Source organism: Achromobacter sp. HNDS-1, assembly GCF_040084795.1.
GTDB classification, from domain to species: domain Bacteria; phylum Pseudomonadota; class Gammaproteobacteria; order Burkholderiales; family Burkholderiaceae_B; genus Achromobacter; species Achromobacter ruhlandii.
Genome location: NZ_CP157584.1, coordinates 4,889,075 through 4,912,322, shown reverse-complemented (window position 1 = coordinate 4,912,322; position 23,248 = coordinate 4,889,075). Strand labels below are relative to the sequence as shown.

The 23,248-nt window shown below is 67.3% G+C and carries 18 protein-coding genes; 7 read left to right on the top strand and 11 right to left on the bottom strand.

Translation table 11 applies throughout. The annotated features are described in order from the left end of the window. Nucleotides 1-4 precede the first annotated feature (4 nt). The 3 genes from ABFG95_RS22645 (at nt 5) to ABFG95_RS22635 (ending at nt 3,724) form a co-directional block, all read left to right on the top strand. Complete coding sequence (locus ABFG95_RS22645) at nt 5-973, top strand: tripartite tricarboxylate transporter substrate binding protein (protein ID WP_049072437.1); 969 nt, start codon at nt 5-7, stop codon at nt 971-973. A 216-nt stretch (nt 974-1,189) separates the two neighbouring features. Continuing rightward, the gene (locus ABFG95_RS22640; RefSeq protein WP_049072436.1) at nt 1,190-2,200 is read left to right on the top strand and encodes an acyltransferase family protein; all 1,011 of its coding nucleotides are present in this window, start codon (nt 1,190-1,192) and stop codon (nt 2,198-2,200) included. A 375-nt stretch (nt 2,201-2,575) separates the two neighbouring features. After that, on the top strand, nt 2,576-3,724 hold the full coding sequence (locus ABFG95_RS22635; RefSeq protein ID WP_175145927.1) for an aromatic ring-hydroxylating dioxygenase subunit alpha: 1,149 nt from the start codon (nt 2,576-2,578) through the stop codon (nt 3,722-3,724). A 66-nt stretch (nt 3,725-3,790) separates the two neighbouring features. On the opposite strand, the gene ABFG95_RS22630 is transcribed toward ABFG95_RS22635, so the two are convergent. The 5 genes from ABFG95_RS22630 to ABFG95_RS22610 all read right to left on the bottom strand — a co-directional run bounded on the left by ABFG95_RS22630 (nt 3,791) and on the right by ABFG95_RS22610 (nt 9,896). Continuing rightward, on the bottom strand, nt 3,791-4,921 hold the full coding sequence (locus ABFG95_RS22630) for a TIGR03364 family FAD-dependent oxidoreductase (RefSeq protein ID WP_278992907.1): 1,131 nt from the start codon (nt 4,919-4,921) through the stop codon (nt 3,791-3,793). A gap of 87 nt (nt 4,922-5,008) precedes the next feature. Next, nucleotides 5,009-6,031 (bottom strand): putative 2-aminoethylphosphonate ABC transporter substrate-binding protein, encoded by a 1,023-nt coding sequence (locus tag ABFG95_RS22625; protein ID WP_059269632.1) that lies wholly within the window; start codon nt 6,029-6,031, stop codon nt 5,009-5,011. Between the two features lie 114 nt (nt 6,032-6,145). Then, nucleotides 6,146-6,967, bottom strand: coding sequence for a phosphonoacetaldehyde hydrolase (phnX, locus tag ABFG95_RS22620; RefSeq protein ID WP_100507349.1), 822 nt, complete (start codon nt 6,965-6,967; stop codon nt 6,146-6,148). Nucleotides 6,968-6,994: 27 nt separating this feature from the next. Further along, complete coding sequence (locus ABFG95_RS22615) at nt 6,995-8,788, bottom strand: putative 2-aminoethylphosphonate ABC transporter permease subunit (RefSeq protein WP_278992906.1); 1,794 nt, start codon at nt 8,786-8,788, stop codon at nt 6,995-6,997. Continuing rightward, entirely contained in the window at nt 8,766-9,896 is a 1,131-nt protein-coding gene (locus tag ABFG95_RS22610) for a putative 2-aminoethylphosphonate ABC transporter ATP-binding protein (protein WP_049072431.1), read from the bottom strand. Before ABFG95_RS22610 ends, ABFG95_RS22615 begins: the two co-directional genes overlap by 23 nt. 160 nt (nt 9,897-10,056) lie before the next feature. On the opposite strand from ABFG95_RS22610, the gene ABFG95_RS22605 reads away from it, so the two are divergent. Further along, nucleotides 10,057-10,920 (top strand): LysR family transcriptional regulator, encoded by an 864-nt coding sequence (locus ABFG95_RS22605; RefSeq protein ID WP_006388352.1) that lies wholly within the window; start codon nt 10,057-10,059, stop codon nt 10,918-10,920. Between the two features lie 53 nt (nt 10,921-10,973). After that, nucleotides 10,974-11,543: a phosphonate degradation HD-domain oxygenase gene (locus ABFG95_RS22600; protein WP_059269629.1), complete on the top strand. Its 570-nt coding sequence runs from the start codon at nt 10,974-10,976 to the stop codon at nt 11,541-11,543. Nucleotides 11,544-11,615: 72 nt separating this feature from the next. Here the strand turns inward: ABFG95_RS22600 and ABFG95_RS22595 are convergent, their stop codons facing one another. Both ABFG95_RS22595 and ABFG95_RS22590 read right to left on the bottom strand, forming a co-directional pair. Beyond that, nucleotides 11,616-12,467 carry a sulfurtransferase gene (locus ABFG95_RS22595; RefSeq protein WP_059269628.1) on the bottom strand — a complete coding sequence of 284 codons (852 nt, stop codon included), beginning with the start codon at nt 12,465-12,467 and terminating at the stop codon, nt 11,616-11,618. Nucleotides 12,468-12,503: 36 nt separating this feature from the next. After that, the gene (locus tag ABFG95_RS22590; protein ID WP_049072427.1) at nt 12,504-13,358 is read right to left on the bottom strand and encodes a DMT family transporter; all 855 of its coding nucleotides are present in this window, start codon (nt 13,356-13,358) and stop codon (nt 12,504-12,506) included. A 153-nt stretch (nt 13,359-13,511) separates the two neighbouring features. Here ABFG95_RS22590 and htpX point away from each other — a divergent pair, with 153 nt between their 5' ends. Next, the gene (gene htpX, locus ABFG95_RS22585) at nt 13,512-14,393 is read left to right on the top strand and encodes a protease HtpX (protein ID WP_006388347.1); all 882 of its coding nucleotides are present in this window, start codon (nt 13,512-13,514) and stop codon (nt 14,391-14,393) included. 140 nt (nt 14,394-14,533) lie between these two features. Here htpX and ABFG95_RS22580 read toward each other — a convergent pair whose 3' ends face one another. Continuing rightward, nucleotides 14,534-15,925 (bottom strand): L-serine ammonia-lyase, encoded by a 1,392-nt coding sequence (locus ABFG95_RS22580; RefSeq protein ID WP_020924538.1) that lies wholly within the window; start codon nt 15,923-15,925, stop codon nt 14,534-14,536. A gap of 175 nt (nt 15,926-16,100) precedes the next feature. Between ABFG95_RS22580 and ABFG95_RS22575 the strand changes: the two genes are divergently transcribed. After that, a complete protein-coding gene (locus tag ABFG95_RS22575; protein WP_059269627.1) occupies nt 16,101-17,762 on the top strand; it encodes a Na/Pi cotransporter family protein in 1,662 nt (553 codons plus the stop codon). 847 nt (nt 17,763-18,609) lie between these two features. Here the strand turns inward: ABFG95_RS22575 and ABFG95_RS22570 are convergent. The 3 genes from ABFG95_RS22570 to polA form a co-directional block, all read right to left on the bottom strand. After that, a complete protein-coding gene (locus tag ABFG95_RS22570; RefSeq protein ID WP_059269626.1) occupies nt 18,610-19,398 on the bottom strand; it encodes a dienelactone hydrolase family protein in 789 nt (262 codons plus the stop codon). Nucleotides 19,399-19,509: 111 nt separating this feature from the next. After that, on the bottom strand, nt 19,510-20,349 hold the full coding sequence (locus ABFG95_RS22565; RefSeq protein ID WP_049072423.1) for a ZIP family metal transporter: 840 nt from the start codon (nt 20,347-20,349) through the stop codon (nt 19,510-19,512). A gap of 117 nt (nt 20,350-20,466) precedes the next feature. After that, complete coding sequence (polA, locus tag ABFG95_RS22560) at nt 20,467-23,184, bottom strand: DNA polymerase I (protein WP_278992623.1); 2,718 nt, start codon at nt 23,182-23,184, stop codon at nt 20,467-20,469. Between the last annotated feature and the right edge of the window lie 64 nt (nt 23,185-23,248).

Below are 23,248 nucleotides of genomic sequence, written 5' to 3'. Positions count from 1 at the left end.
AAACATGATTCGCAAGCGCTACACATTCCTGGCGGGTTTGCTGCTCAGCGTCGCCGCGCTGGGCGCCCAGGCCGATACTTACCCGTCCCGCCCGATCAAGGTGATCTCGCCGTTCCCGGCGGGCGGCGCCACCGACGTGCTGACCCGCGTCCTGGCCGAGCGCATGGCCAAGACGCTGGGCCAGCCCATGATTGTCGAGAACAAGGCGGGCGCCGGCACCTCGATCGGCGCCGCCTTCGTCTCGCGCGAGGCGCCGGACGGCTACACCATACTCATGGCCACCAACTCCACCCTGGTGACCAACCGCTATCTGTATAAGGAACTGCCCTACGACCCAGACGGCTTCGCGCCGATCGGCATGGTCGGCGTGGGCCCGCTGGTGCTGCTGTCCAGCCCCAAGCGTCCGTTCAACAGCACCGCCGATGTCGTCGCCTTCGCCAAGCAGAATCCGGGCAAGCTGACCTTCGCCACTTTCGGCGCCGGCACGTCGTCGCACCTGGCGGGCGAACTGTTCAAGGAGCGCGCCGGCATCGACATCCTGCACGTGCCGTTCAAGGGCGCGACCCAGGCCCTGCCGGCGTTGATCAGCGGCGACGTGGACCTGTTCTTCGACATGGTCGCCACCGGCATGCCGCAGGCCGAGGCCGGCAAGGTCAAGGTATTCGGCATCACCAGCCCCAACCGCCTGGCCACCGAATCGAAACTGCCGACCCTGGCCGAGCAGGGCTACGCAGGCTTCGACATGACGGCCTGGTTCAGCTTTGTCGCGCCGAAAGGCACGCCGGCCCCGGCGCTGGAAAAGCTGCAGGCGGCCCTGGCCGATACGCTCAAGGACGACGCCGTGAAAAAACGCATGCTGGAGATGGGCATCGACCCGCGTTCCGGCAGCCCGGCGGAACTGGCGCAACAGATCAAGAACGAGCAGCCCATCGTGTCGCAACTGATCAAACAGGCCAATATCGTCCTGCAATGACGGCGGCCGCCGTTTCGTGACAAAAGGTTCACGGACCCGCATCGTCCGCGAGCCGGCGCGCCCGGCGCCCTTGACCGGCAGCGCCCGCCCGGGCCTGTCGGTTTTTCATGCGCCCCCTAACCCCTGGATACAGTACCGGCGCCGCATTGGCTGCTAAGGTGAAAAGCGAGGACGGGCCGTCGCGCCCTCCCCGCTTCACTCGTCTCCGGGAGTCCGATGCCATTGACCGATGACCGCTACGCCCGACTGGATGCCGCCCGCTGGCTCGCCGCCGCGGCGGTGGTGCTGCTGCATAGCGCCGCCCTGATCGTCAGCGAACCAGCGGCGTTCGGCAAGGGCGCCTGGCTGGCCGCCAATATCTATGATTCGGCGGCGCGCTGGTGCGTGCCCGTGTTCGTGATGGTCAGCGGCGCCCTGCTGCTCGACCCCGCCAGACCGCAGGACGCGCGCCGCTTCTACAGCAAGCGGGCCGCGCGGATCCTGACGCCGCTGGTGTTCTGGAGCCTGTTCTACCTGGCCTGGCGCACCGGCCTGGACTGGTGGGACGACGGCCATGTCGATTTTTCCTTCTGGCCGCGCAAGGTCGCCCAGGGCGAGCCCTACTACCATCTCTGGTACCTCTACATGATTGTGGGGCTGTACCTGTTCGCGCCGCTGGTGCGGCTGCTGTATGCGCGCAGCACGCCGCGCTCGCGTTCGCTGTGGGTGGTGGGCATCCTGGGCCTGGCGATCCTCGATGCGCTCTATCGCCGCGCCCTCGGCGCGCAGCCGGGTTTCTTCCTGACCTGGTTCCTGCCCTATCTGGGCTATTTCGTGGCCGGCCGCCAGATCTTCGATGGCGAACTACGTGTGCCGCGTCCGGCCCTGGTGCTGGCCGCGAGCGTGGCAGCCACGGCCCTGGGTGTGTACACCATGTCCAGCAACCGGACGCTGGACACCTATTTCTACGATTACTTCAGCCTGACCGTGCCATTCATGTCGCTGGCGGCGTTCCAGTGCATCGTCTCGTCGCCCCGGCTGCCGCGGCTGGCATCGCTGGCCCCGCTGACCTTCGGGGTCTACCTGATCCATCCGGTGTTCCTGGATGTGGCGCACCGCGCCGGCGCCATCAGCGGCGCGGGTCGCGACGCCTGGGTCGTGCCTTTGCTGACCCTGGCGGTGTTTGCCTTGTCCGCCGCCAGCAGTTGGCTGTTGCGGCGCCATCCCGCCACCCGCAAGCTGGTCTGAAAAACCTACGCCGCACAAGGTTATTCGGGTTTTGCGCGGGGTCAAATCAACACGGCCGGATCTTCACTAAGCTTCACCGATCTTCACGGGCGTGGGGAAAAGGGTTGGGGTACAATGGACGGCTTACTTGATCGGCCAGACACCGATTTTTCTTCGCGCCAGAACGGATTTGCGGATTTGGCCACCGCCCCTTGCAAACCGTGTTTGCAAAACCGCGAAAGCGGCCGGGGACGTGGCAATGTTCAAGCCGTCCTGGCTTTTTAACGCCGGGCCGCCCCAGAAAGAGGCCCCCATTTGAGGGCAGTCAGCCCACCTGGTACGTAGTACACAGTGGGCGCGGCGTTGGGGGAAATATTCATCCGAGCGGAGGGAATCATGACCGACATCGGTCGGATGGCACATGTTGTGCCAGCTCGCACCCAGCTACCCGTCAGTGCTTACTTTGACGAAGCCCTCTTTGCCCGCGAGCAAGAACTCATTTTCAAGCAATCCTCGCTGTACGTCGGCCACCAGAAGCTGGTGCCCGAAGTCGGGGATTGGCGCACCTTGGCCCAGGAAAATGGAGGGCGCGTGCTGGTTCGCAACCAGCAGGGCGTTGACCTCATCTCAAATGTCTGCCGCCACCGCCAGGCATTGATGCTGGGCGGCCAAGCCGGCGACGTCACCGGCCATTGCAATTCGCACGGCAGCCTCAAGGCCACCGGCGGCAACATCGTCTGCCCGCTGCACCGCTGGACCTACAACAACCGGGGCGAGCTGCTGGGCGCGCCGCAGTTCGACACCACGCCGTGCATGAACCTGCAGAAATTCCGTCTGCGTGATTGCCACGGCCTGCTGTTCGAAGGCCCGCGCGACCCGGCCGCCGACATGGCGCCGCTGTTCGCGCGCCCGGAGTTCGACTTCGGCGATTACGTGCTGGACCACGTCGAAGTGCACCAGTGCAACTACAACTGGAAGACCTTCATCGAGGTGTATCTGGAGGACTACCACGTCGGCCCGTTCCACCCCGGCCTGGGCCGCTTCGTCACCTGCGACGACCTGACCTGGGAGTTCAACGACTGGTACAGCCTGCAGAAGGTCGGCGTGCACAACGCGCTGGCCCAGCCGGGTTCGGACGTGTACAGGCAATGGCATGATCGCCTGCTGTCGTTCCGCGACGGCGATGCGCCGGATTTCGGCGCCGTCTGGGTCACGTATTTTCCGACCCACATGATCGAGCTGTATCCGCACGTGCTGGTGTTGTCGACGTTGTACCCGAAGAGCCCGCAGGAAACGGTCAACGTGGTCGAGTTCTACTACCCCGAGGAAATCGCCGCCTTTGAGCGCGAGTTCGTCGAGGCGCAGCGCGCGGCCTACATGGAAACGGCGATCGAGGACGACGAGATCGCCGAGCGCATGGACGCCGGCCGCAAGGCGCTGATGCTGCGCGGCGTGAACGAGACCGGTCCTTACCAGTCGCCCATGGAAGACGGCATGCAGCACTTCCATGAGTGGTACCGCCGCATCATGCAGGAGCGGCTCTGAGGACACGCTCCGCCAACGCAAAAGGGCTCGCGATCGCGAGCCCTTTCTTTTTGCCGGGGCGGCTGCTCAGCGGCCGAGGGCGGCGGCGACGGTGCGCTCCCCGATCGCCAGTCCCACCGTCATGCCCACGCCCGAATGCATCACCGCCACCGTGGTGGCGGCATCCACCGGCATCACGGAGAACGGCGCGGGGCCGTGCGTGCCATAGACGCCCTGCCAGCGCTCCAGCACCCGCAGCCGCGCGCCCAGCGCCTGCGACGCCAGGTCCAGCATGGCATTGTCGACCGCCTCGTCGTTGAACGGGAAGGCATCCTGGCCGTAGCGGTGCGAGTCGCCGATGATCAGCTCGCCATAGGGCGTGGGGCTGATCAGCAGATGGATGCCGTTTTCCAGCAGCATCGGCGTGCGCGCCTGGATCTGCTCGCGCAGCGCCAGCGCCGATGGCAGGTCGGAGAAGGCGCCGTAGTGCACGCAGGACAGGCCGGTCAAGAGCGGGCGGTCCAGCGCCATCGGACGCGTCTCGAAGGCCGCGCGCAACATCTGCAGGCGCGTCACCTCCAGGTTCAGCGGCGCGAACTGTTCGGGCAGCAGCGTCAGGTAGTCGTGGCCGGGGCAGACGAAGACGTGCGCACCGGCGAAGTCGCCCGCGGTGGTCGCGACCTGCCCCTGCTCGACGGCGCGCGCCAGGGTGCCGGTGACGAACTCGACGCCCAGCGATTCGGCCAGGTAGTGCGTGATGGCCGGCAAGGCCTCGCGCGAATAGATCTGCAGGTCGTCCAGCCCGCGCAGCGCGGCGCAGTGGTGCGCCAGCTGGCCGTCATACAACTTCGCCACCTCACGGCCCGACAGCAGCTCGGCGCGATAGCCTTCCTGTTGCAGGCGGGTCCGGGCGAATTCGTCCAGCACGTCGGCCTCGCCAGCGTCGCGCGCCAGCACCAGCGCGCCGTTGGCGCGCACATGGAAGCCGGCCTGGGATGCCAGGTCCAGCCACAGCTCGCGCGCCTGCTGGGCGTGCGACAGCATCATGCCGGGGGCCTGGCCGGTGACGATCACCTGGCCGAAATTGCGGATGGTCGCGCCATGCGCCTGGCGGCTGCGTTCGATCACGGCCACCGACAGGCCGCGCTTGGCGGCGGCCCAGGCGTGGGCGATGCCCAGCATGCCGGCGCCGACCACGACTACGTCGAATTTTTTCATTTGGAAAACGAGGCAAAGAGGTTGCGCGGGAAGCGCCCGCCCGGGCGCTTCCCCTGCCGCGGCGGCGTGGCCGCCGCGTTGGCCCGATTACTTCTTCTTGGGCTCGGACTTGCCGTCGTAGCGGCGGGTCCACTCGGCGATGATGCGATCGCGGTTGGTGGCGGCCCAGACGAAGTCGTTCTTGATCATGCGCTTGGTCAGGTCGGCCGGCAGGTTGGGGTTGGACGTGGCGATCGAGGGAATCGCCAGCACCGCGAAGTTGGCCTTGTACAGCTCGTTGGCCTCGCGGCTGGCCGAGAAGTCGGCCAGCTTGCGCGCGGCTTCCAGGTTCTTGGTGCCCTTGACGATGGCGGTGGCTTCGACTTCCCAGCCCAGCCCTTCCGACGGGAACACGGCTTCGACCGGCGCGCCGTCGGCCTTGAGCTTGGCGGCGCGGTAGTCAAACGACACGCCGATCGGGAATTCGCCGGCGGCGGCCATGTTGCACGGCTTGGAGCCCGAGTGCGTGTACGAACCGATGTTCTTGTGCAGGGCGTCCATGTAGGCCCAGCCCTTTTCTTCGCCGAAGATCTGCAGCCAGGCGCTGACGTCCAGGAAGCCCGTGCCCGACGAGGCCGGGTTCGGCATGACGATCTTGCCGGCGTAAACCGGCTTGGTCAGGTCTTGCCACGATTCGGGCTTGGGCAGCTTCTGCTTTTCGGCTTCGACGGTGTTAAAGCAGATGGCGGCGGCAAAGCCGTCCATGCCGACCCAGGTGGGCTCGGCCTTGGCATCGCGCATGTTGGCGGCGATCTGGTCCAGGCCCTTGGGGGCGTAGGGCTGCAGCATGCCTTCCTTGTCCATCAGGCCCAGCGAGGTGCCGGCCAGGCCCCAGATCACGTCGGCCTTGGGGTTGCTCTTTTCGGCCAGCAGCTTGGCGGTGATGATGCCGGTGGAGTCGCGCACCCACTGGATCTTGATGTCGGGGTTGGCCTTCTCGAAGGCGGCCTGGTAGGCCTTGATCTGGTCGGCTTCCAGCGCCGTGTAGACGGTCAGCGTGGTCTCGGCGGAAGCGGCGCCGGTGATGCCGGCGAAAGCGGCGGCCAGGGCAAGCAGCGTGAAGCGTTTCATGAGGGTACTCCGTGGGTGAGCGGAAAAAGGGTGAGTCGGGTCGCCGCGGCCGGCCCATGCCCGCCGCGGTGCGTTGCGAAAAAAAGTTGGGTCAGGATCCCGGCGTGGACGGCCTCAGGGTCGCTGCCCCGCCGCCAGGCGGGATTCGATATCGGCAATCACGCCGGGCAGGTCGGCCACGGTGTCGATCAGGTAGTGCGGCGCGGCGCCCGACAATTCACGGCCGGCGCGTTCGCGGGCCGCCTGGCGGCCGTTCTCGTCCAGGCTCAGGTATTCGTCCAGCGTCAGGCCGGCGGCGTTGCCCGACAGCAGCAGGCCGACGGTCCACATGCCGGCGCGGCGGCCTTCCTCGATGCCGGGAGCGGTGTCGTCGACCTTGACGCAGCCGGCCACATCCGCCAGGCCCAGCTCCACCACGTTCTTGAGCGCCATGGCCGGCGCCGGGCGCGCGCGTGGCACGTCGTCGCTGGCGACGATGCAATCGGGTTCGAGGCCTTCGCCGGCGGCGCGCTCGACCACGCGGCGCATCACGCTGCCGGGGTAGCCTGAGCACGAGCCGATCTTCAGGCCGCGCTGGCGCAGCGCGCGCAGCAGCTCGGCCGCGCCGGGAATGGCCGCCGAGTACTGCGCCACTTTGTCCAGCTGCATCGGCAGGAAGCGCTCGTAGATGGCGGTGACGTCGTCGTCGGTCGGCAGGCGGCCGAACCGGGCCTGGTATTGATTGGCGATGGCGGGTTCGTCGCACAGCGCGCGGATGTGGTCCCACTTGCCCACGCCCATCGGGCCGCGGGCCTGCTCCAGCGTGACCTCCATGCCGAACTCGGCGAAGGCGTCGACGAACACCTTGGTCGGGGCAAACGAACCGAAGTCGACCAGCGTGCCGGCCCAATCGAAAATCACCGCTTCCAGGCGGACGGGCAGAGGCGAAACAGTCATGAGGGTCTTCCTTGCAGAATATTCAAATCAAAGGGCCGCGGGCCGGCGCCACGCCTGGCTGCGCGCCACCAGGGCGCGGCTGGCCAGGTGCAGCAGCAGCGCCGCCACCGCCGAACTGGCCATGATCACGGTGCACATGGCGGCGGCCGGGCCGATGAAGCCGGCGTCATCCATGTTCAGCACCGCGACGGCGGCCAGCACCGTGGACGGGCTGTACAGGAACACCACGGCCGACACGGTGGTCATGGCGGAAACGAACAGGTAGCGGGCGACGTCCAGCGCGGCCGGCAGGCACATCGGCAGCGTCACGCGCAGGAAGGTGGTCAGGCGCGGCACCTTGAGCGAGGCTGAGGCAGCCTCGAATTCCGGGTCCAGTGCGTTCAGCGCGGTGGCCGCCGTCAGGTGCGCGCTGGTGTAGAAGTGCACCACCGTGCACAGCACCAGCAGCGGCATGGTGCCGTACAGCACATTGAGCGGATTGGCGGCGCCGTTGAAGAAGAAGATGTAGCCCAGGCCCAGCACCAGGCCGGGCACGGCCATCGGCATCAGCGCCAGCATCCCCAGCACGCCGCGCAGGCCGCGCGACGACGCGCTACGGGCCGGCACCTTTTCCATCATCCAGGCGCCCAGGAACACCACCACCGTGCCGATCAGCGCGGTGCAGAAGGCCAGTTCCAGGCTGTTGCGCCAAGCCAGCCAGCCGCCGCCATCCATGTTGTCGAAGTCGTAAGAACGCAGCGACAGCGACAGGTTGTAGGGCCACATCTTCACGAACGAGGCCCACACCGCCACGCCGATGATGAGCAGCAGGAACCCGGCCATGGCGCCTGCCAGCAGCAGGAAGGCCGTGTCGCGCCGGCGGTTGGCGCCGGCCGCGTAGGGCTGGGCGCGGCCGCTCAGCTGGGCGCCCTGGCGGGCCCGCAGGCGGCGGTCCAGCACGAAGGTCAGCAGCGCCGGCAGCAACAGCAGGATGCCGATGGCGGCGCCCTTGGGGAAGTTCTGCTGGCCGACCACGGCCTTGTAGGCTTCCATCGCCAACACGTTGTAGTCGCCGCCCACCACCTTGGGCACGCCGAAGTCGGTCACCGTCAGCGTGAACACCACGCAGCAGGCCGAGAACACCGCATAGCGCGTGCCGGGCAGGGTCACCGTCATGAAGGTGCGCAACGGCCCGGCGCCCATGGCGCGCGCCGCGTCATAGAGGCGGCCGTCGGCCAGCGTCAGGCCGGTCAGCAGGATCATCAGCGCGTGCGGGAAGGTATAGAACGCCTCGCCCACCACGATGCCCCAGAAGCCATAGATGGTCGCGCCGCCGAACAGGCCTTTCAGCAGGCCCTGGTTGCCGAGCAGGTAGACCAGCGCGATGCCCGGCAGCAGCGACGGCGCCAGCAGCGGCAGCAGCGCGATGGTGCGCAGCAGGCCCTTGCCCGGAATGCGGCTGCGCGTCAGGGCGTAGGCGAAGGCATAGGCGCATGGCACCACCAGCATCATGGTGACCACGCCCACCGTCAGGCTGCGCCCGACCATGCCGAGGAAACCGTCGGCGCCGATGATGCCCAGCACCACCGACAGGCCGGCCCAGTCGCCATTGGCGTCGGTGACCGACTTGGCCAGGATCGCCACCAGCGGCAGGGCCAGGAACAGCGCCAGGCCCAGCGCCAGGGCGCCCTGCCCGAGCGTCAGCCCGAAGGCGCCGACCCAGGCGGGCAGCGGCCGGCGGCCCAATGACGCAGCAACGGGGGCGACGGACGTGTCGGCGGGCGTGGACATGGCGGCGGGGACGGGGCTCGCAGCCGGATCAAGCGTAGGCGCGAATCGCATGGCGCGGCAGCTCCACCCAGCAACGGCTGGCAGCGTGAGGCCCCAGCAGGGCATCTCCGGTTTCAGGGGACACGATCGAGTGCACGGTGGCGCCGGGCACGCCTTCCAGGCGCAGCGCCAGGCGGTAGCCGCGGCCCAGGAACACACCGTCCAGCACGTCGGCCAGCATGGTGTTGGGCTGCTCCGGACGCGCCACGCTCACGCGCACCGCCTCGGGCCGCACGAACAGCTTGCCGACGTTGCGCTCCAGCGCCTCGTCCACCGCCAGTTCCTGGCGGCCGACGCGAGCGTGGTGCGCATCGATACGCTCGAACGGCAGCCAGTTGGCCTCGCCGACAAAATCGGCGATGAAGGCAGAACCCGGCTGGCGATACAGCTCGCGCGGGGTGCCGAATTGTTCAATGACGCCGCCGTTCATGACGGCGATGCGGTCGGCCATGACCATGGCCTCTTCCTGGTCGTGCGTCACCATCAGCGTGGTGATCGACAGGCGCTTCTGCAGCGCGCGCAATTCGATGCGCAGATGTTCGCGCACCCGCGCATCCAGTGCCGACATCGGCTCGTCCAGCAGCAACAGGGACGGCGACGGCGCCAGGGCGCGGGCCAGCGCCACGCGCTGCTGCTGGCCGCCGGAGATCTGTCCCGGATATTTATGGGAAGCGCCGGCCAGGCCCACCAGCGTCAGCATTTCCTCGACCCGGTCGGCCACATGCTTGCGATGGGCGCGCTTGCCGCTCAGGCCATACGCCACGTTCTGGGCCACGGTCAGGTTGGGAAACAGCGCATAGGACTGGAACAGGATGCCGTAGTCGCGCTCTTGGGGCTCGGCATGGGAGATGTCACGGCCCGACAGCAGGATGGTGCCGCTGTCCTGGCGCTCCAGGCCGGCGATGGCGCGCAGCAGCGTGGTCTTGCCGCACCCCGAGGGGCCCAGCAGGCACACCAGTTCACCGGCGCGGATATCCAGCGACACATCCGACAGCGCCGTATGGCTGCCGAAGCGCTTGACGAGATTGCTGACCGAAAGAAAGCCCCCGCGCTGCGCTCCGGGCTGGGGCGTAGCGCCCGTCGGAACAGTGTTGGTATCGCGTTGGAGCTGTTGGGCCATGGGGCCTCCGGTCTGGGAACGAAGGCAGTATGGAAGGCGCGTATTGAGTGTTTATGACACTTCGCGTAAATGCAGTAATAAAAACATCAAATTATTTTGGTGTACTGGCGGTCTTGCGCAATCCGTCCACCGATTCATCCGTTTACAGGCCCTGCCCAACGTGCTCGTCGCCGAACTGAAATCCTTCTATGCCGTGGCTCGCTGCGGCACCGTCACCAAGGCCGCGGCCCAGTTGGGCGTCAGCCAACCCACGGTGACGGGGCAACTGCGCCAGTTGGAATCGCGCTATGGCGTCGAGCTGTTCCATCGCCAGGGTCGCGGCATGCGACTGTCGGATGCCGGGCACAGCCTGATGCCGATGGTCGAAAAGCTGGTGCAGCAGGAAACCGAGATCGATTTCCGGCTGCGCGACGCCAGCGACCTGCGCGAGGGCAACCTGCGCATCGGCGCCACCGGGCCGTACTACATCATGGACACGGTGCGCCGCTACAACCAGCTCTACCCCGGCATCGACCTGACCGTGGCCATCGGCAACTCGCAGAGCATGCTGCAGGCGCTGCATGATTATCGTATCGAGATTGCCACGTCCTCGTTTCTGATGGATGACAAGCATTTGTACCGGCGCATGATCGCGGCCGATCCGATCCGCGTGGTGACGCACCGCGGCCACCCGCTGGCGCGGCGCGGCAAGGTGGCGCTGGCGGACCTGGCCGACCACGCGCTGCTGCTGCGCGAACCCGGATCGATGACGCGCCAGCTGACCGAAGAAGCCCTGCAGGCGGCCGGCGTGACGGTCAAGCGCACGCTGGAAATCGGCAGCCGCGAATCGATCCGCCAGGCGATCCTGTGCGAACTGGGCATCAGCCTGATCCCGTCACGCGAAATCCCGTCCCATCCCGAACTGGCGGCCCTGGACATCGAGGGCGCCGATGTCGTGATGCATGAATACCTGTACTGCCTGCGCGAGCGCCAACCGGTGCAGCTCATCGCGCGCTTTCTGGAGATGGCGCCGGCAGCCGGCTGATCCGTGGGATCACTGCCCCGCCTCTTCCCCTTGCGGCCACTCAGGAGACAACCATGGCCTTGACCCTGCAGGACATCGAACAGCTTTTCCTGGAACGCGGGCACCGTTCCTATCATGGCGAATCCGTCAGCCACCTGCGCCACGCGCTGCAGACCGCGACGCTGGCCGAACGCCATGGCGCCAATGCCCACTTGATCACTGCCTGCCTGCTGCACGACCTCGGCCACCTGATCGCCGACCACCCAGATACGCCCACCCTGCGCGGCATCGACGACAAGCACCAATATTTCGTGCTGCCGTTCCTGCGCGGGCTGTTCAGTTCGGCGGTGCTGGATCCGATCCGGCTGCACGTGGAGGCCAAGCGCTACCTCTGCTATGTGGAGCCGCAGTATGAAGCGTCGCTTTCGGAGGATTCGAAACGCAGCCTGGCGCTTCAGGGGGGCAGCTTCGATGCGGGCCAGGCGGTGGATTTCGCCAGCATGCCGGGCGCGCCGGATGCGATCCGCCTGAGGCGCTGGGACGACATGGCCAAGGTGCCAGGGCTGGCCACGCCGCCGCTGGACCACTTCCTGGAGATCGCCGAAAGCGTCTCCGGACGGGTCAAGCTGGCTGCGGTCTGGTAAGGCCGCCCCCGCACCGTCGGGATACCACGGCGCGGTTTCAGGCCCGGCTTGCGGCCGGGCCGGCCGGCGCGCTCACTCGCCCTTGGCCACCGGCCGGGACGGATCGCTGCACCACTCGCTCCACGAACCCGGATAAAGCCGCGAGCCGGCCAGGCCGGCGATTTCCATCGACAGCAGGTTGTGGCACGCGGTGATGCCCGAGCCGCACTGGTGCACGATGGCCGCGGGGTCGCGGCCGTCCAGCAAGGCGGTGAATTCCTCGCGCAATTGCGCCGCGTCCTTGAAACGGCCGTCGGCCTGCAGGTTCTGGCCGTTCGGACGATTCAGCGCGCCGGGAATGTGGCCGGCCACCGGATCCATCGGCTCGACCTCGCCGCGATAGCGGTTGGCGGCGCGCGCGTCGATCACGGTGAACGCGGGCCGGGCGATGTTGTCCAGCACCGCCTGCGCATCCACGCTGCCCGCGAGCGGCGCCGCTGGCGTCACCGGCGCGCCCGGCCGCACCGGCGCGGCCGCCTCGGTGGAGGTGGGCAGCCCGGCCGCCTGCCAGGCCTGCCAGCCGCCGTCGAGCACGGCGACCCGGTCGTGACCCAGCCAGCGCAGCATCCACCACAGGTGCGCGGCGTACATGCCGCCGCTGGCGTCATACGCCACCACCAGGGTCTCGGGCGTGACGCCGTGCGCCGCCATCAGCGCGCCGAACTGCCCGCGCTCGGGCAGCGGATGGCGGCCATTGTGGCCGGTGCGGGCGGCGGCCAGTTCAGTTTCATGGTCGAGATAGCGGGCGCCAGGAATGTGGCCCGCCGCATAGGCTTCACGGCCGGCGGAGTGATTGATCAGGTCGTGGCGCACGTCGAACACGCGCACGTCCGCCGCGCCCAGGTGCGTGGCGAGGTCGGCCGCGGAAATCAGGGTCATGGTCATCGGAAATACTCCTCTGATGGGGTCGGGTTCGCGGAATCAGGCTGGCTTGGGATCGCGCATGGTGCGCCAGACCGACAGCAGACCCGCCGAAATGATCAGGCCCATGCCGGCCCAGGCCAGGCCATCCAGGGTATCGCCCCAGAAGCCCATGCCGAGCAGGGCCGCGAAGATAATGGTGCTGTACTGCAGCGCGGCGGTCAGCAGCGCCGAGCCCAGGCCGAACGCCCGCGTCATGGCCAACTGGCCGAACAGGCCGGTCACGCCCACGCCCAGCAGCGAGCTGTAGCCGGTCCAGTCGGCCTGGCCCCAGCCCTCGAAACCCAGGCCGGCGAAACTGGAGGCGCACACCGCCACCGAAAAGAACAGCACCGTGCGCCATTCGGGTTCGCCGATGCGGCCAAGCTGGCGGATCTGCATCATGGCGATCGCCGACATGGCGCCGGCGCCCAGGCCGAGCAAGGCCGCCAGCCACTGGTCTTCGTTGATGCTGGGGCGCAGCACCGCGATCACGCCCAGGAACCCCAGGGCCACGGCGGCGATCCGCACCGGATCGCGCTGCGCCCCGCCCCACCCCAGCATCCAGCAGGCGATGAACAGCGGCGCGGTGTAGTTCAGGCTGGTCGCGGTGGCCAGGGGAAGGTGGGCGATGGCGAAGAAACCGAGCCACATCGAGGTGACGCCGGACAGGTTGCGCCACAGGTGCAGCTTCCAGCTGGTGGGCACGATCGACTGGCGCCCGGCGCGCGCCCAGATCAGCAGCAGCACCACCGACGGCAGGCCGCGGAACAGCACCACTTGCGGCAGCGTCGCGCCGTGCTCGGTGCCCAGCTTCACGAACGACCCCATGATGGCGAACATGGCGGACGCCAGCAACATCCAAAGTGCCTGCATTGGGGGTTAGCGCTCAGGTGAAAGTGAGGGGGAAATAGGGGAAAGCGATACTATACTCTCCGTCACCGGGAGCAGCGCGGCAGTCGGGGAACTGCTGCGCCGCGGCACAGTCCAATCCCGCACAAGTCCCGCTCGCTGAGGAACAAAAAAAGCATGAAACGCATCATCCTTTTCGTCATTACCAACCTGGCCGTCATGCTCGTGCTGTCGGCCACGCTACGCATCCTGGGCGTAGACCGCTACCTGACCGCCAACGGCCTGAACCTGCAGGCGCTGCTGATCTTCTCGGTCGTGGTCGGCTTCACCGGCGCCATCATCTCGCTGCTGATCAGCAAGCCCATGGCCAAATGGAGCACCGGCGCCCAGGTGCTGGACCCGAACGCGCCGCGCAACCAGCGCGAGGCCTGGCTGCTGGACACCGTCCACCAGCTCGCCGACCGCGCCGGCATCGGCCGCCCGGAAGTCGCCATCTACGACGGCGCGCCCAACGCATTCGCCACCGGCGCCTTCAAGAACGACTCGCTGGTGGCGGTGTCGACCGGCCTGCTCGAAAGCATGAGCGAAGAGGAAGTGGCCGCGGTGCTGGCCCACGAAGTGGCGCACATCGCCAACGGCGACATGGTCACGCTGACCCTGATCCAGGGCGTGGTCAACACTTTCGTGGTGTTCCTGGCGCGTGTGGTCGGCTACTTCATCGACCGCGTGGTGTTCAAGAACGAACGCGGCCTCGGGCCGGGCTACATGGTCACCGTGATCGTCTGTGAGATCATTTTCGGCATCCTGGCTTCGATCATCGTGGCCTGGTTCTCGCGCCAGCGCGAATACCGCGCCGATGCCGGCTCGGCCCACCTGATGGGCGCCCGCGAACCCATGATCCGCGCCCTGGCCCGCCTGGGCGGCCTGGAGCCGGGCGAACTGCCCAAGTCGTTCGAAGCCTCCGGCATCACTGGCAAGGGCGGCCTGGCGGCCATGTTCGCCTCGCACCCGCCGATCCCGGCCCGCATCGCCGCGCTGCAGAACGCCCGCGTGATCTGATCCCGGCACAGGCCTGGGAAAAGCCCCCACGCCGCGCCTTCGGCTTGCGTCCCCCCCGGGGCGCTTTCATCGTGAGGCGGCTCGGCAATGAAAAAGCCCCTTGAGCAATCAAGGGGCTTTTTGTTGGGGGCGGCCCCGCCTCAGCACTCGACGATGTTCACCGCCAGGCCGCCGCGCGCCGTTTCCTTGTACTTGGTCTTCATGTCGGCGCCGGTCTCGCGCATGGTCTTGATGACCGAGTCCAGCGACACGTAGTGCTGGCCGTCGCCGCGCAGCGCCATGCGGGCAGCGTTGACGGCCTTGATCGAGGCCATCGCGTTGCGTTCGATACAGGGAATCTGCACCAGCCCGCCGACCGGATCGCAGGTCAGGCCCAGGTTGTGCTCCATGCCGATCTCGGCCGCGTTCTCGACCTGCTCGACCGAACCGCCCAGCGCCGCGGCCAGACCGCCCGCCGCCATCGAACAGGCCACCCCGACCTCGCCCTGGCAGCCGACCTCGGCGCCCGACAGCGAGGCGTTGTACTTGTACAGCAGCCCCACGGCCGCCGCGGTCAGCAGGAAGTCGCGTACGCCCTCGCGGTTGGAACCGGGGACAAAGCGGTCGTAATAATGCAGCACCGCGGGGATGATGCCCGCCGCGCCGTTGGTGGGCGCGGTCACCACGCGCCCGCCGGCGGCGTTTTCCTCGTTCACCGCCATGGCGTACAGGTTGACCCAGTCCATCACCGACAGCGGATCGGACAGCGTGCGCTCGGCGCGCTGGGTCAGGTTGCGGTACAGCTCCGGGGCGCGGCGGCGCACCCGCAGCGGACCCGGCAGTTCGCCATCGGCTTCGGGGTAATTGATGCCACAGCCGCGCGACACGCAGTCCTGCATCACCTGCCAGATGCGGTCCAGCCCGCCCGCGACCTCGCCCGCCTCGCGCCAGGTCAGCTCGTTCTTCATCATGAGCTGCGCCACGCTCAGGCCGCTTTCGCGGCACATGGTCAGCAGCTCACGGCCGGTGCGGAACGGGTACGGCAACTGGTCGTGCGCGGCGATGACCTGGCTGTTGGAGGCACCCGCCGTCACCACGAAGCCGCCCCCCACCGACAGGTAGCGGGCCTCGCGCAGCGACTGCCCTTCAGCGTCGAAGGCGTGGAATTTCATGCCGTTGGGGTGCTCGGCCATGGCCTCGCGGCGGTAGAACATCATGTGTTCCTTTTCCACGAACGGCACCGGATAGTGGCCCAGCAGCGGCAGCTGGCGGCTGGCCCGCACCGACGCGATCATGCCGGCGATGGCGGCCGGGTCGACCGTATCGGGCGCCTCGCCCATCAGGCCCAGCAGCACGCCCTTGTCGGTGCCGTGCCCCTTGCCGGTGGCGCCCAGCGAGCCATAGAGCTCGGCGCGCACGCTGGCCACCTTGGGCAACAGGCCGTCTCGCTCCAGCCCCTGGGCAAACAGCAAGGCGGCCCGCATGGGGCCGACCGTATGGGAGCTCGACGGGCCTATGCCTATTTTGAACAGATCGAAAACGGAAACGGCCACCGCAAAACCCCTGCATCCAAGAATGATCTGGCAATGATACGCGGAAGGTCCGGCGCTGCGCAGCAAAGCCCTGCGAGGCGTATGCTGTATTCCGGATACGGGTTTCCCCGCCCGTCCCGGCATGCGATCATTACAGAATTATTTCTTGTCATAAAAAGAAGGGAACTGCCCCAGGATGTCCGGACTCATTACCCTGCTTGACTTCGCCGGCTACGTCGCCCTGCTGCTATGGGGCGTGCACATGGTCCAGACGGGCGTGCAGCGCGCCTTCGGCGCCGCCCTGGGCGCCGCGCTGGGCCGCGCCCTCGGCACCCGCCTGCGGGCCTTCGCCGCCGGTCTCGGCATCACCGCCGCGCTGCAAAGCAGCACCGCCACCGGCCTCATGATCACCGGCTTCGCCGCCGGCGGCGTGGTCGGCCTGGTGCCGGCGCTGGCCGCCATGCTGGGGGCCAACGTCGGCACCACGCTGATCGTGCAACTGCTGTCGTTCGACCTGACCTCGCTGGCGCCCATCCTGATCCTGGCGGGCGTCTGGATGTTCCGCCGCTATCCGCCGGGGCGCACCCGCGACCTGGGCCGGGTCTTCATCGGCCTGGGCCTGCTGCTGCTGTCGCTGCACCAGCTCGTCGAACTGTTCGAGCCGTTCCAGACCGCTCCCATGCTGGGCATGATCCTGGACGCCCTGGCCACCCAGCCGGTGGCGGCCGTGCTGCTGTCGGCCGCCTTCACCTGGGCCGCCCATTCCAGCGTCGCCGTGGTGGTGCTGGTCATGTCGCTGGCCAGCCACCACATGGTGGCGCCGCACGTGGCTTTCGCGCTGGTGCTGGGCGCCAACCTCGGCACCGCCATCAACCCCATGATCGAAGGCGTCACCGGCGACGATCCCGCCGCCCGCCGCCTGCCCCTGGGCAACCTGCTGACCCGCGTCCTGGGCGTGCTGGCCGGCCTGGTGCTGCTGCCCTGGCTGCAACCGCTGATGAGCGAGATGTCCAACGACCCGGCCCGCGCCGTCGCCAACTTCCACACTCTGTTCAACGCCGTCATCGCGCTGGTGTTCCTGCCGCTGCTGGCGCCCTACGCCGCGTTGCTGACCCGCTGGCTGCCCAAGCGCGCCGACCCTAATGATCCGTCCCGCCCCCAATACCTGGATGAATGGGCCCATGACGTGCCCGCCGTCGCCCTGGGCAACGCCGCGCGCGAGGCGCTGCGCATGGCCGACATGCTGCAAACCCTGTTGCTGTACGCCCGCGCCGGCTTCAAGCGCGACAACCGGCACCGCATGGTGCAGGCCCGCCAGCTGGACGCTGCCCTCGACAAACTCGAAAACGCCATCACCACTTACCTGGCCACGCTAGACCAGGAAAACATGACGCGCGACGACGTGCAGCGCATGGACGACATCCTGGCCTTCATCAGCAACATCGGCCACGCCGGCGACATCGCCCACCATGGCCTGCTCAGCCACATCGCCAAGCTGCGCAAGCAGGGTTGGACCTTCTCTCCCGAACAACGCGCCAGCCTCGACGACACGCTGGGCGAACTGATCGCCAACCAACGCCAGGCCGCCGCCCTCTTCGTCAACGACGACCTGCGCCAGGCCCGCGCCCTGGCCGGTGAAAAGTCGCGTTTCCGCACCATCGAAACGCAGGCGGCCGACGCCCACCTGCAGAAGATCAAGGGCGGCCAGGTCGACGCCGCCGAAGTCGGCGCCCTCTACCTCGACATCCTGCGCGACATGAAGGGCATCAACTCCCACCTGGTCGGCGCCGCCGCCTACCCCCTCCTGGCCCGCCACGGCGAACTCCTCCCCAGCCGGCTGCGCGAAGCGGGGAATTAGGGCCCCCACGCCGCGCGCGCTTTGCGCGCTAGCTGCCCCCCGAGGGGGCTGCCCCGCCTTCGGGCGGCCGGGCGGCGGGGCGGCCCCCACGCGGCGCGCTTCGCGCTTGCTGCCCCCCGAGGGGGCTGCCCCGCCTTCGGGCGGCCGGGCGGCGGGGCGGCCCCCACGCCGCGCACGCTTTGCGCGCTTGCTGCCCCCCGAGGGGCCTGGCCCGCCTTCGGGCAGCCGGGCGGCCGGGCGGCTATCCTGGCGGGAGGTTTTTGAGGGTGCCCGCGCTCCCCCTCACTGGCTGCCACCGTTGGGGGCTACCCCGGATTGAAGCAGCAATGCCGCAAGGCGGAAACACCGGCACATGCAACGTGAGCACGACGCATCACGATGCACCACACCATGCGGCGTCACCCTACCAGCAAAACACACATCGCCATCCGCGCGCAGCGAACCCGGCCCCGACGCCCCACACCACGTATGCCAGGGCCGGCTGCCCGCGCAGCCGGGCCTGGCGGGCCCCGCAACCCTCCCGCATGCCGCCTCGGTCCAGCAGCGCCCCTAGCCTCGAAACCGGTAGCCCGGCGCGGGTGGCGCGCGGGTGGGCGCGCCGTCAGATGCGCCCGGCGGAAACCGTAGGGAGCCGAAGGCGGACGAGGTTGAGCGCGGGGAAGTCCGGAGCGAACGCTCCGGACCGCAATCGTAGGCGCGCCCACCCGCGCGCCACCCGCGCCGGGCGGCCTATGTAGCGCCGGACGGGCCTACGAAGCGCCGGACGCCCCACGAAGCAACAATCGCCAAAAAAAACCGCCACGCAAACGCGCAGCGGCTTCATCACGCCCAGAGGAAAAATCCCCCCTCAAAGGTACCGCTTGAACCACTCAAGCATCCGCCCCCACCCATCCTTGGCCGCCTCCGCCTGATAATTCGCCCGGTAATCCGCCATGAACGCATGATCCGCCTGCGGATACACCACGAACTCCGACCGCCGGGCATTCTCATTGCCCGCCGCCAGCTTCGTCTTCATGATCTCGATATCCGACACCGGAATGCTGGCATCCTTGGCCCCATACAACCCCAGCACGGGCGCATGCAGGTCATTCACCACATCGAACGCATAGCGCTTGATCAACGGCCCATGCCCCGTGCTCAGCTTGCCGTACCAGGCCACGCCCACCTTCACATCCGGATTGTGCGCCGCGTACATCCACGTCAGGCGCCCCCCCCAGCAGAACCCCGTCACCGCCACGCGCTTCGGATCGCCGCCATGCTGCGCGGCCCAGGCCACGCTGGCATCCAGATCCGCGAACACCTGCTCGTCGGGCACCTTGCTGACGATCTCCGCGATCAGCTTGGGAATATCGGTATAGGTCGACGCATCCCCCTGGCGCTCGTACAGATTGGCGGCCACGGCCAGATAGCCGGCCTTGGCGACCCGACGGCAGACATCCTTGATGTGCTCGTGCACCCCGAAGATTTCCTGGATCACCAGCACGACCGGCAGGTCGCGCTTGCCCTCGGGCGCGGCGTAATAGGCATCGATGGATCCATCGGCCACGGGCAGCCGGAAATCCCCGTGGACCAGTCCCTGCGCATCGGTGTGGATCACGGTGGGGGCGACGTTGCCGGCGGCGGCGGAAAAACTCATGGCGAACTCCTGTGTAGGGATCAACGCGGAACCGATCCCGCGGCTCGCCTTCAGGGCATCCGCGGTGACCGGCCAGGTTCGTAAGCAAAGCCGGGTACCGCGCGCCACGGTTCAATGCGTGTGCATGTGCTCCGTACGCGCCGCGCCGTGGCCCGCGTCCGCCTCGTGGTCGTGCCCGTGGTGCATCAGGGTCGTCACGCTGTAGATCAGCGCCACGCCCACGCCCACCAGCAGCAACTGCGGCACCGCATCGGCCAGGGATACCCGTTCGTGCATCTGCGGCATCAGGTCGGCCACCGAAATGTAGAGGAAGCTGCTGGCGGCAACCACCAATACGTACGGCACCCAATCCTGCGCCTGTTGCAGCACGAAGTAGCCTATTATGCCGCCCAAGGCTGAACACAAGCTGGTGAACAGGATCAGCGCGAACGCCCGGCGGCGCGCCAGGCCGGCGTTGAGCAACACCACGAAATCGCCCAGCTTGTGGGGCACCTCGTGCACGATGATCGAGGCCGCGGTCAGCACGCCCAGAAGCGGATCGGTCAGGAAGGCCGCCGCCACCAGCACCCCGTCGCACAAATTGTGCAACGAACTGCCGATCAGGATCAGCACGCCCCCGCGACCGGCCTCATGCCGGTCATGGCCATGATGGTGATGGTGTCCGTCGCCCTCGTGGTGATGGCTGTGGCGCAGCAGCGCGATCTTCTCCAGCACGAAAAAACCGATCAGCGACGCCAGCATCAACCCGAACAGCACATGGGCGTCCGCCACGCCGCTTTCGAACGCCTCGGGCAACAGATGCAGGAGCGCAACCGACAGCAGCACGCCCACGGACAGGCTGACCATGTGGTGCAGGTAGTGGGCGAACACCTTGTAGGCCAGCCAGCTGGCGACAAAGACGGCGATGAGGCCACCGGTGACGGTGGCGAGCAGGACCCAGAGCAGCAGCATTGGGGGACGTATTATTGGGGAAGGAAGCGCAACATTATATTGTTACGGCCATAAAAGCAAAAATGGGCCGCCCGCGCGACGGACGGCCCACGGCCCCCTGATGTGCAGGAACCTGACTCAGTGGGCCTGCTCCCAGTTCTTGCCCACGCCCACTTCGGCCACCAGCGGCACGCGCAGCTCGGCCACGTTGCACATCAATTGCGGCAGCGTCTTCCTGACCAATTCGAGTTCGGCATCGGGCGCTTCCAGCACCAGTTCGTCGTGCACCTGCATGATCATGCGGGTCTGCAGTTTTTCGGCTTCGAGCCAGTCCTGTACCGCCACCATCGCCATCTTGATGAGGTCGGCCGCGGTGCCCTGCATCGGCGCATTGATCGCCGCGCGCTCGGCGCCCTGGCGCCGCGGCCCGGATGCGCCGCGGATTTCCGGCAACTGCAGCCGGCGTCCGAACACGGTTTCGACGTAGCCCTGTTCGCGCGCCACGCGGCGCGTGTTCTCCATATACATCGCCACGCCGGGATAGCGGGCGAAGTAACGGTCGATGTAAGCCTGCGCCGCGTCGCGCGTGATACCCAGGTTGGACGCCAGGCCAAACACACCCATGCCGTAGATCAGGCCGAAGTTGATCGCCTTGGCCGCGCGCCGCTGCTCGGACGACACGTCCGCCAGCGCCACGCCGAACACTTCCGACGCCGTGGCGCGATGGATGTCCTCGCCGGCCGCGAAGGCGCGCTGCAGGTTGGCGTCATCCGACACGTGCGCCATGATGCGCAGCTCGATCTGCGAATAGTCGGCTGACAGCAGCATGCCCTGCTCGGCAATGAAGGCCTCGCGCACGCGACGTCCGGCCTCGGTGCGCACCGGGATGTTCTGCAGGTTGGGATCGGACGAAGCCAGCCGGCCGGTGATCACCGCGGCCTGCGAATAATGCGTGTGCACGCGGCCGGTGTCGGGGTTGATCATGCGCGGCAGCTTGTCCGTGTAGGTGGACTTGAGCTTGGACAGTCCGCGGTACTCCAGCAGCACCTGCGGCAGCGGATAGTCCTGCGCCAGCTTGCTCAGCACTTCCTCGTCGGTCGACGGCGCGCCGCCGGCGGTCTTGCGCACCACCGGCAGTTGCATGCGGCCGAACAGGATCTCGCCCAATTGCTTGGGCGAATTCAGATTGAAGGGCTGGCCGGCCAGTTCGTAGGCTTTCTGCTCAAGCTGCAGCATTTCCTGGCCGAGCTTGTGGCTCTGGCGGCCCAGTTCGGCGGCATCGACCTTGACGCCATTGCGCTCGATCGTGGTCAGCACCGCGGACACCTGCATTTCCAGCAGGTAGATGCGTTCCAGTCCGGCGTCGGCCGCCACCTGCGGACGCAGCACCTGATGCAATTGCAAGGTGAAATCGGCGTCTTCGGCGGCGTAGTGGCCGGCCTTGTCCACCGCCACTTCATCAAAGCCGATCTGCTTGGCGCCCTTGCCGCACAGGTCCTCGTACGAGACACCGCTGCGGCCCAGGTAGCGCTGCGCCAGGTCGTTCAGGCCGACGCCGCGATGCGACTCCAGCACATAGGCCTGCAGCATGGTGTCTTCGGCAATGCCGGCCAGGCGGACGCCTTCGTTGGCGAACACATGCGTGTCGTACTTGGCGTGATGCAGCAGCTTGGCGCGCGAGGCATCCTGCAGCCACGGACGCAGGCGTTCCAGCACCTCGGCCTTGGGCAATTGCGTCGCGCCGTCGGGGCCGCGATGCGCCACCGGAATGTAGCAGGCCACGCCCGGCGCCACCGCCATCGACAGGCCGACCAATTTGGCCTGCATCTCGTCCAGCGAAGTGGTCTCGGTATCCACCGCCACCAGCGGCGCCTTGTCCACCAATTCCATCCAGGCGTCGAATGCAGCCCAGTCGTCAATGATGCGGTAATCCAGTTCCGTCGGCGCGGCTGGCACTTCGGCCGCCACGCGGGCGTCGCCCGTCGGAACGCGCTCGGCGTCGCCGGTCAGGTCACGCAGCCAGGTACGGAAACCGTAGCGTTCGTAGAGTTCTGTCAGGGTGGCGTCGTCGCGATCGCGCGGCGTCAGGTCGTCGACGCTGTCGACGTACCCGGTCAGGTCGCAATCGCACTTGACCGTCAACAGCTGGCGCGTCAGCGGGAAATTGGGAATGGCTTCGCGCAGGTTGCTGCCGGCCACGCCCTTGATGCCCTCGGCGCCCTCGACCAGTTTGTCGATCGAACCGAATTCGGAGATCCACTTGGCGGCCGTCTTGGGGCCGACCTTGGTCACGCCCGGCACGTTGTCGACGGTATCGCCCACCAGCATCAGGTAGTCGACGATGCGGTCCGGCGCCACGCCGAACTTGTTGACCACGCCCGCCTCGTCCAGCACCTCGCCGCTCATGGTGTTGACCAGCGTGACGTGGCTGTTGACCAGTTGCGCCAGGTCCTTGTCGCCGGTGGACACCACCGTGTGCACGCCGCGTTCGGCGGCGCGGCAGGCCAGCGTGCCGATCACGTCATCGGCCTCGACGCCTTCGATGGCCAGCACCGGCCAGCCCAGCGCCCGCACGGCGCGGTGAATGGGTTCGATCTGGGCCGCCAGGTCTTCCGGCATGGGCGGGCGGTGCGACTTGTATTCCGGATACAGGTCGTCCCGGAAGGTCTTGCCGCGCGCATCGAAAATACATGCGGCATACTCTGCCTTATAGTCGGATACAAGCTTGCGCAACATATTCACCACGCCGTACAGCGCACCCGTAGGTTCGCCTTGCGCGTTGCGCAAATCAGGCATAGCGTGGAAAGCGCGGTACAAGTAGCTTGAACCGTCGACCAGCAATAAGGTTTTTTTCATGGTTACAAAGGCAGATATGGCAACAACTGCGGCAACAACTGCGGCTACCCCCGCCGAAAAACAA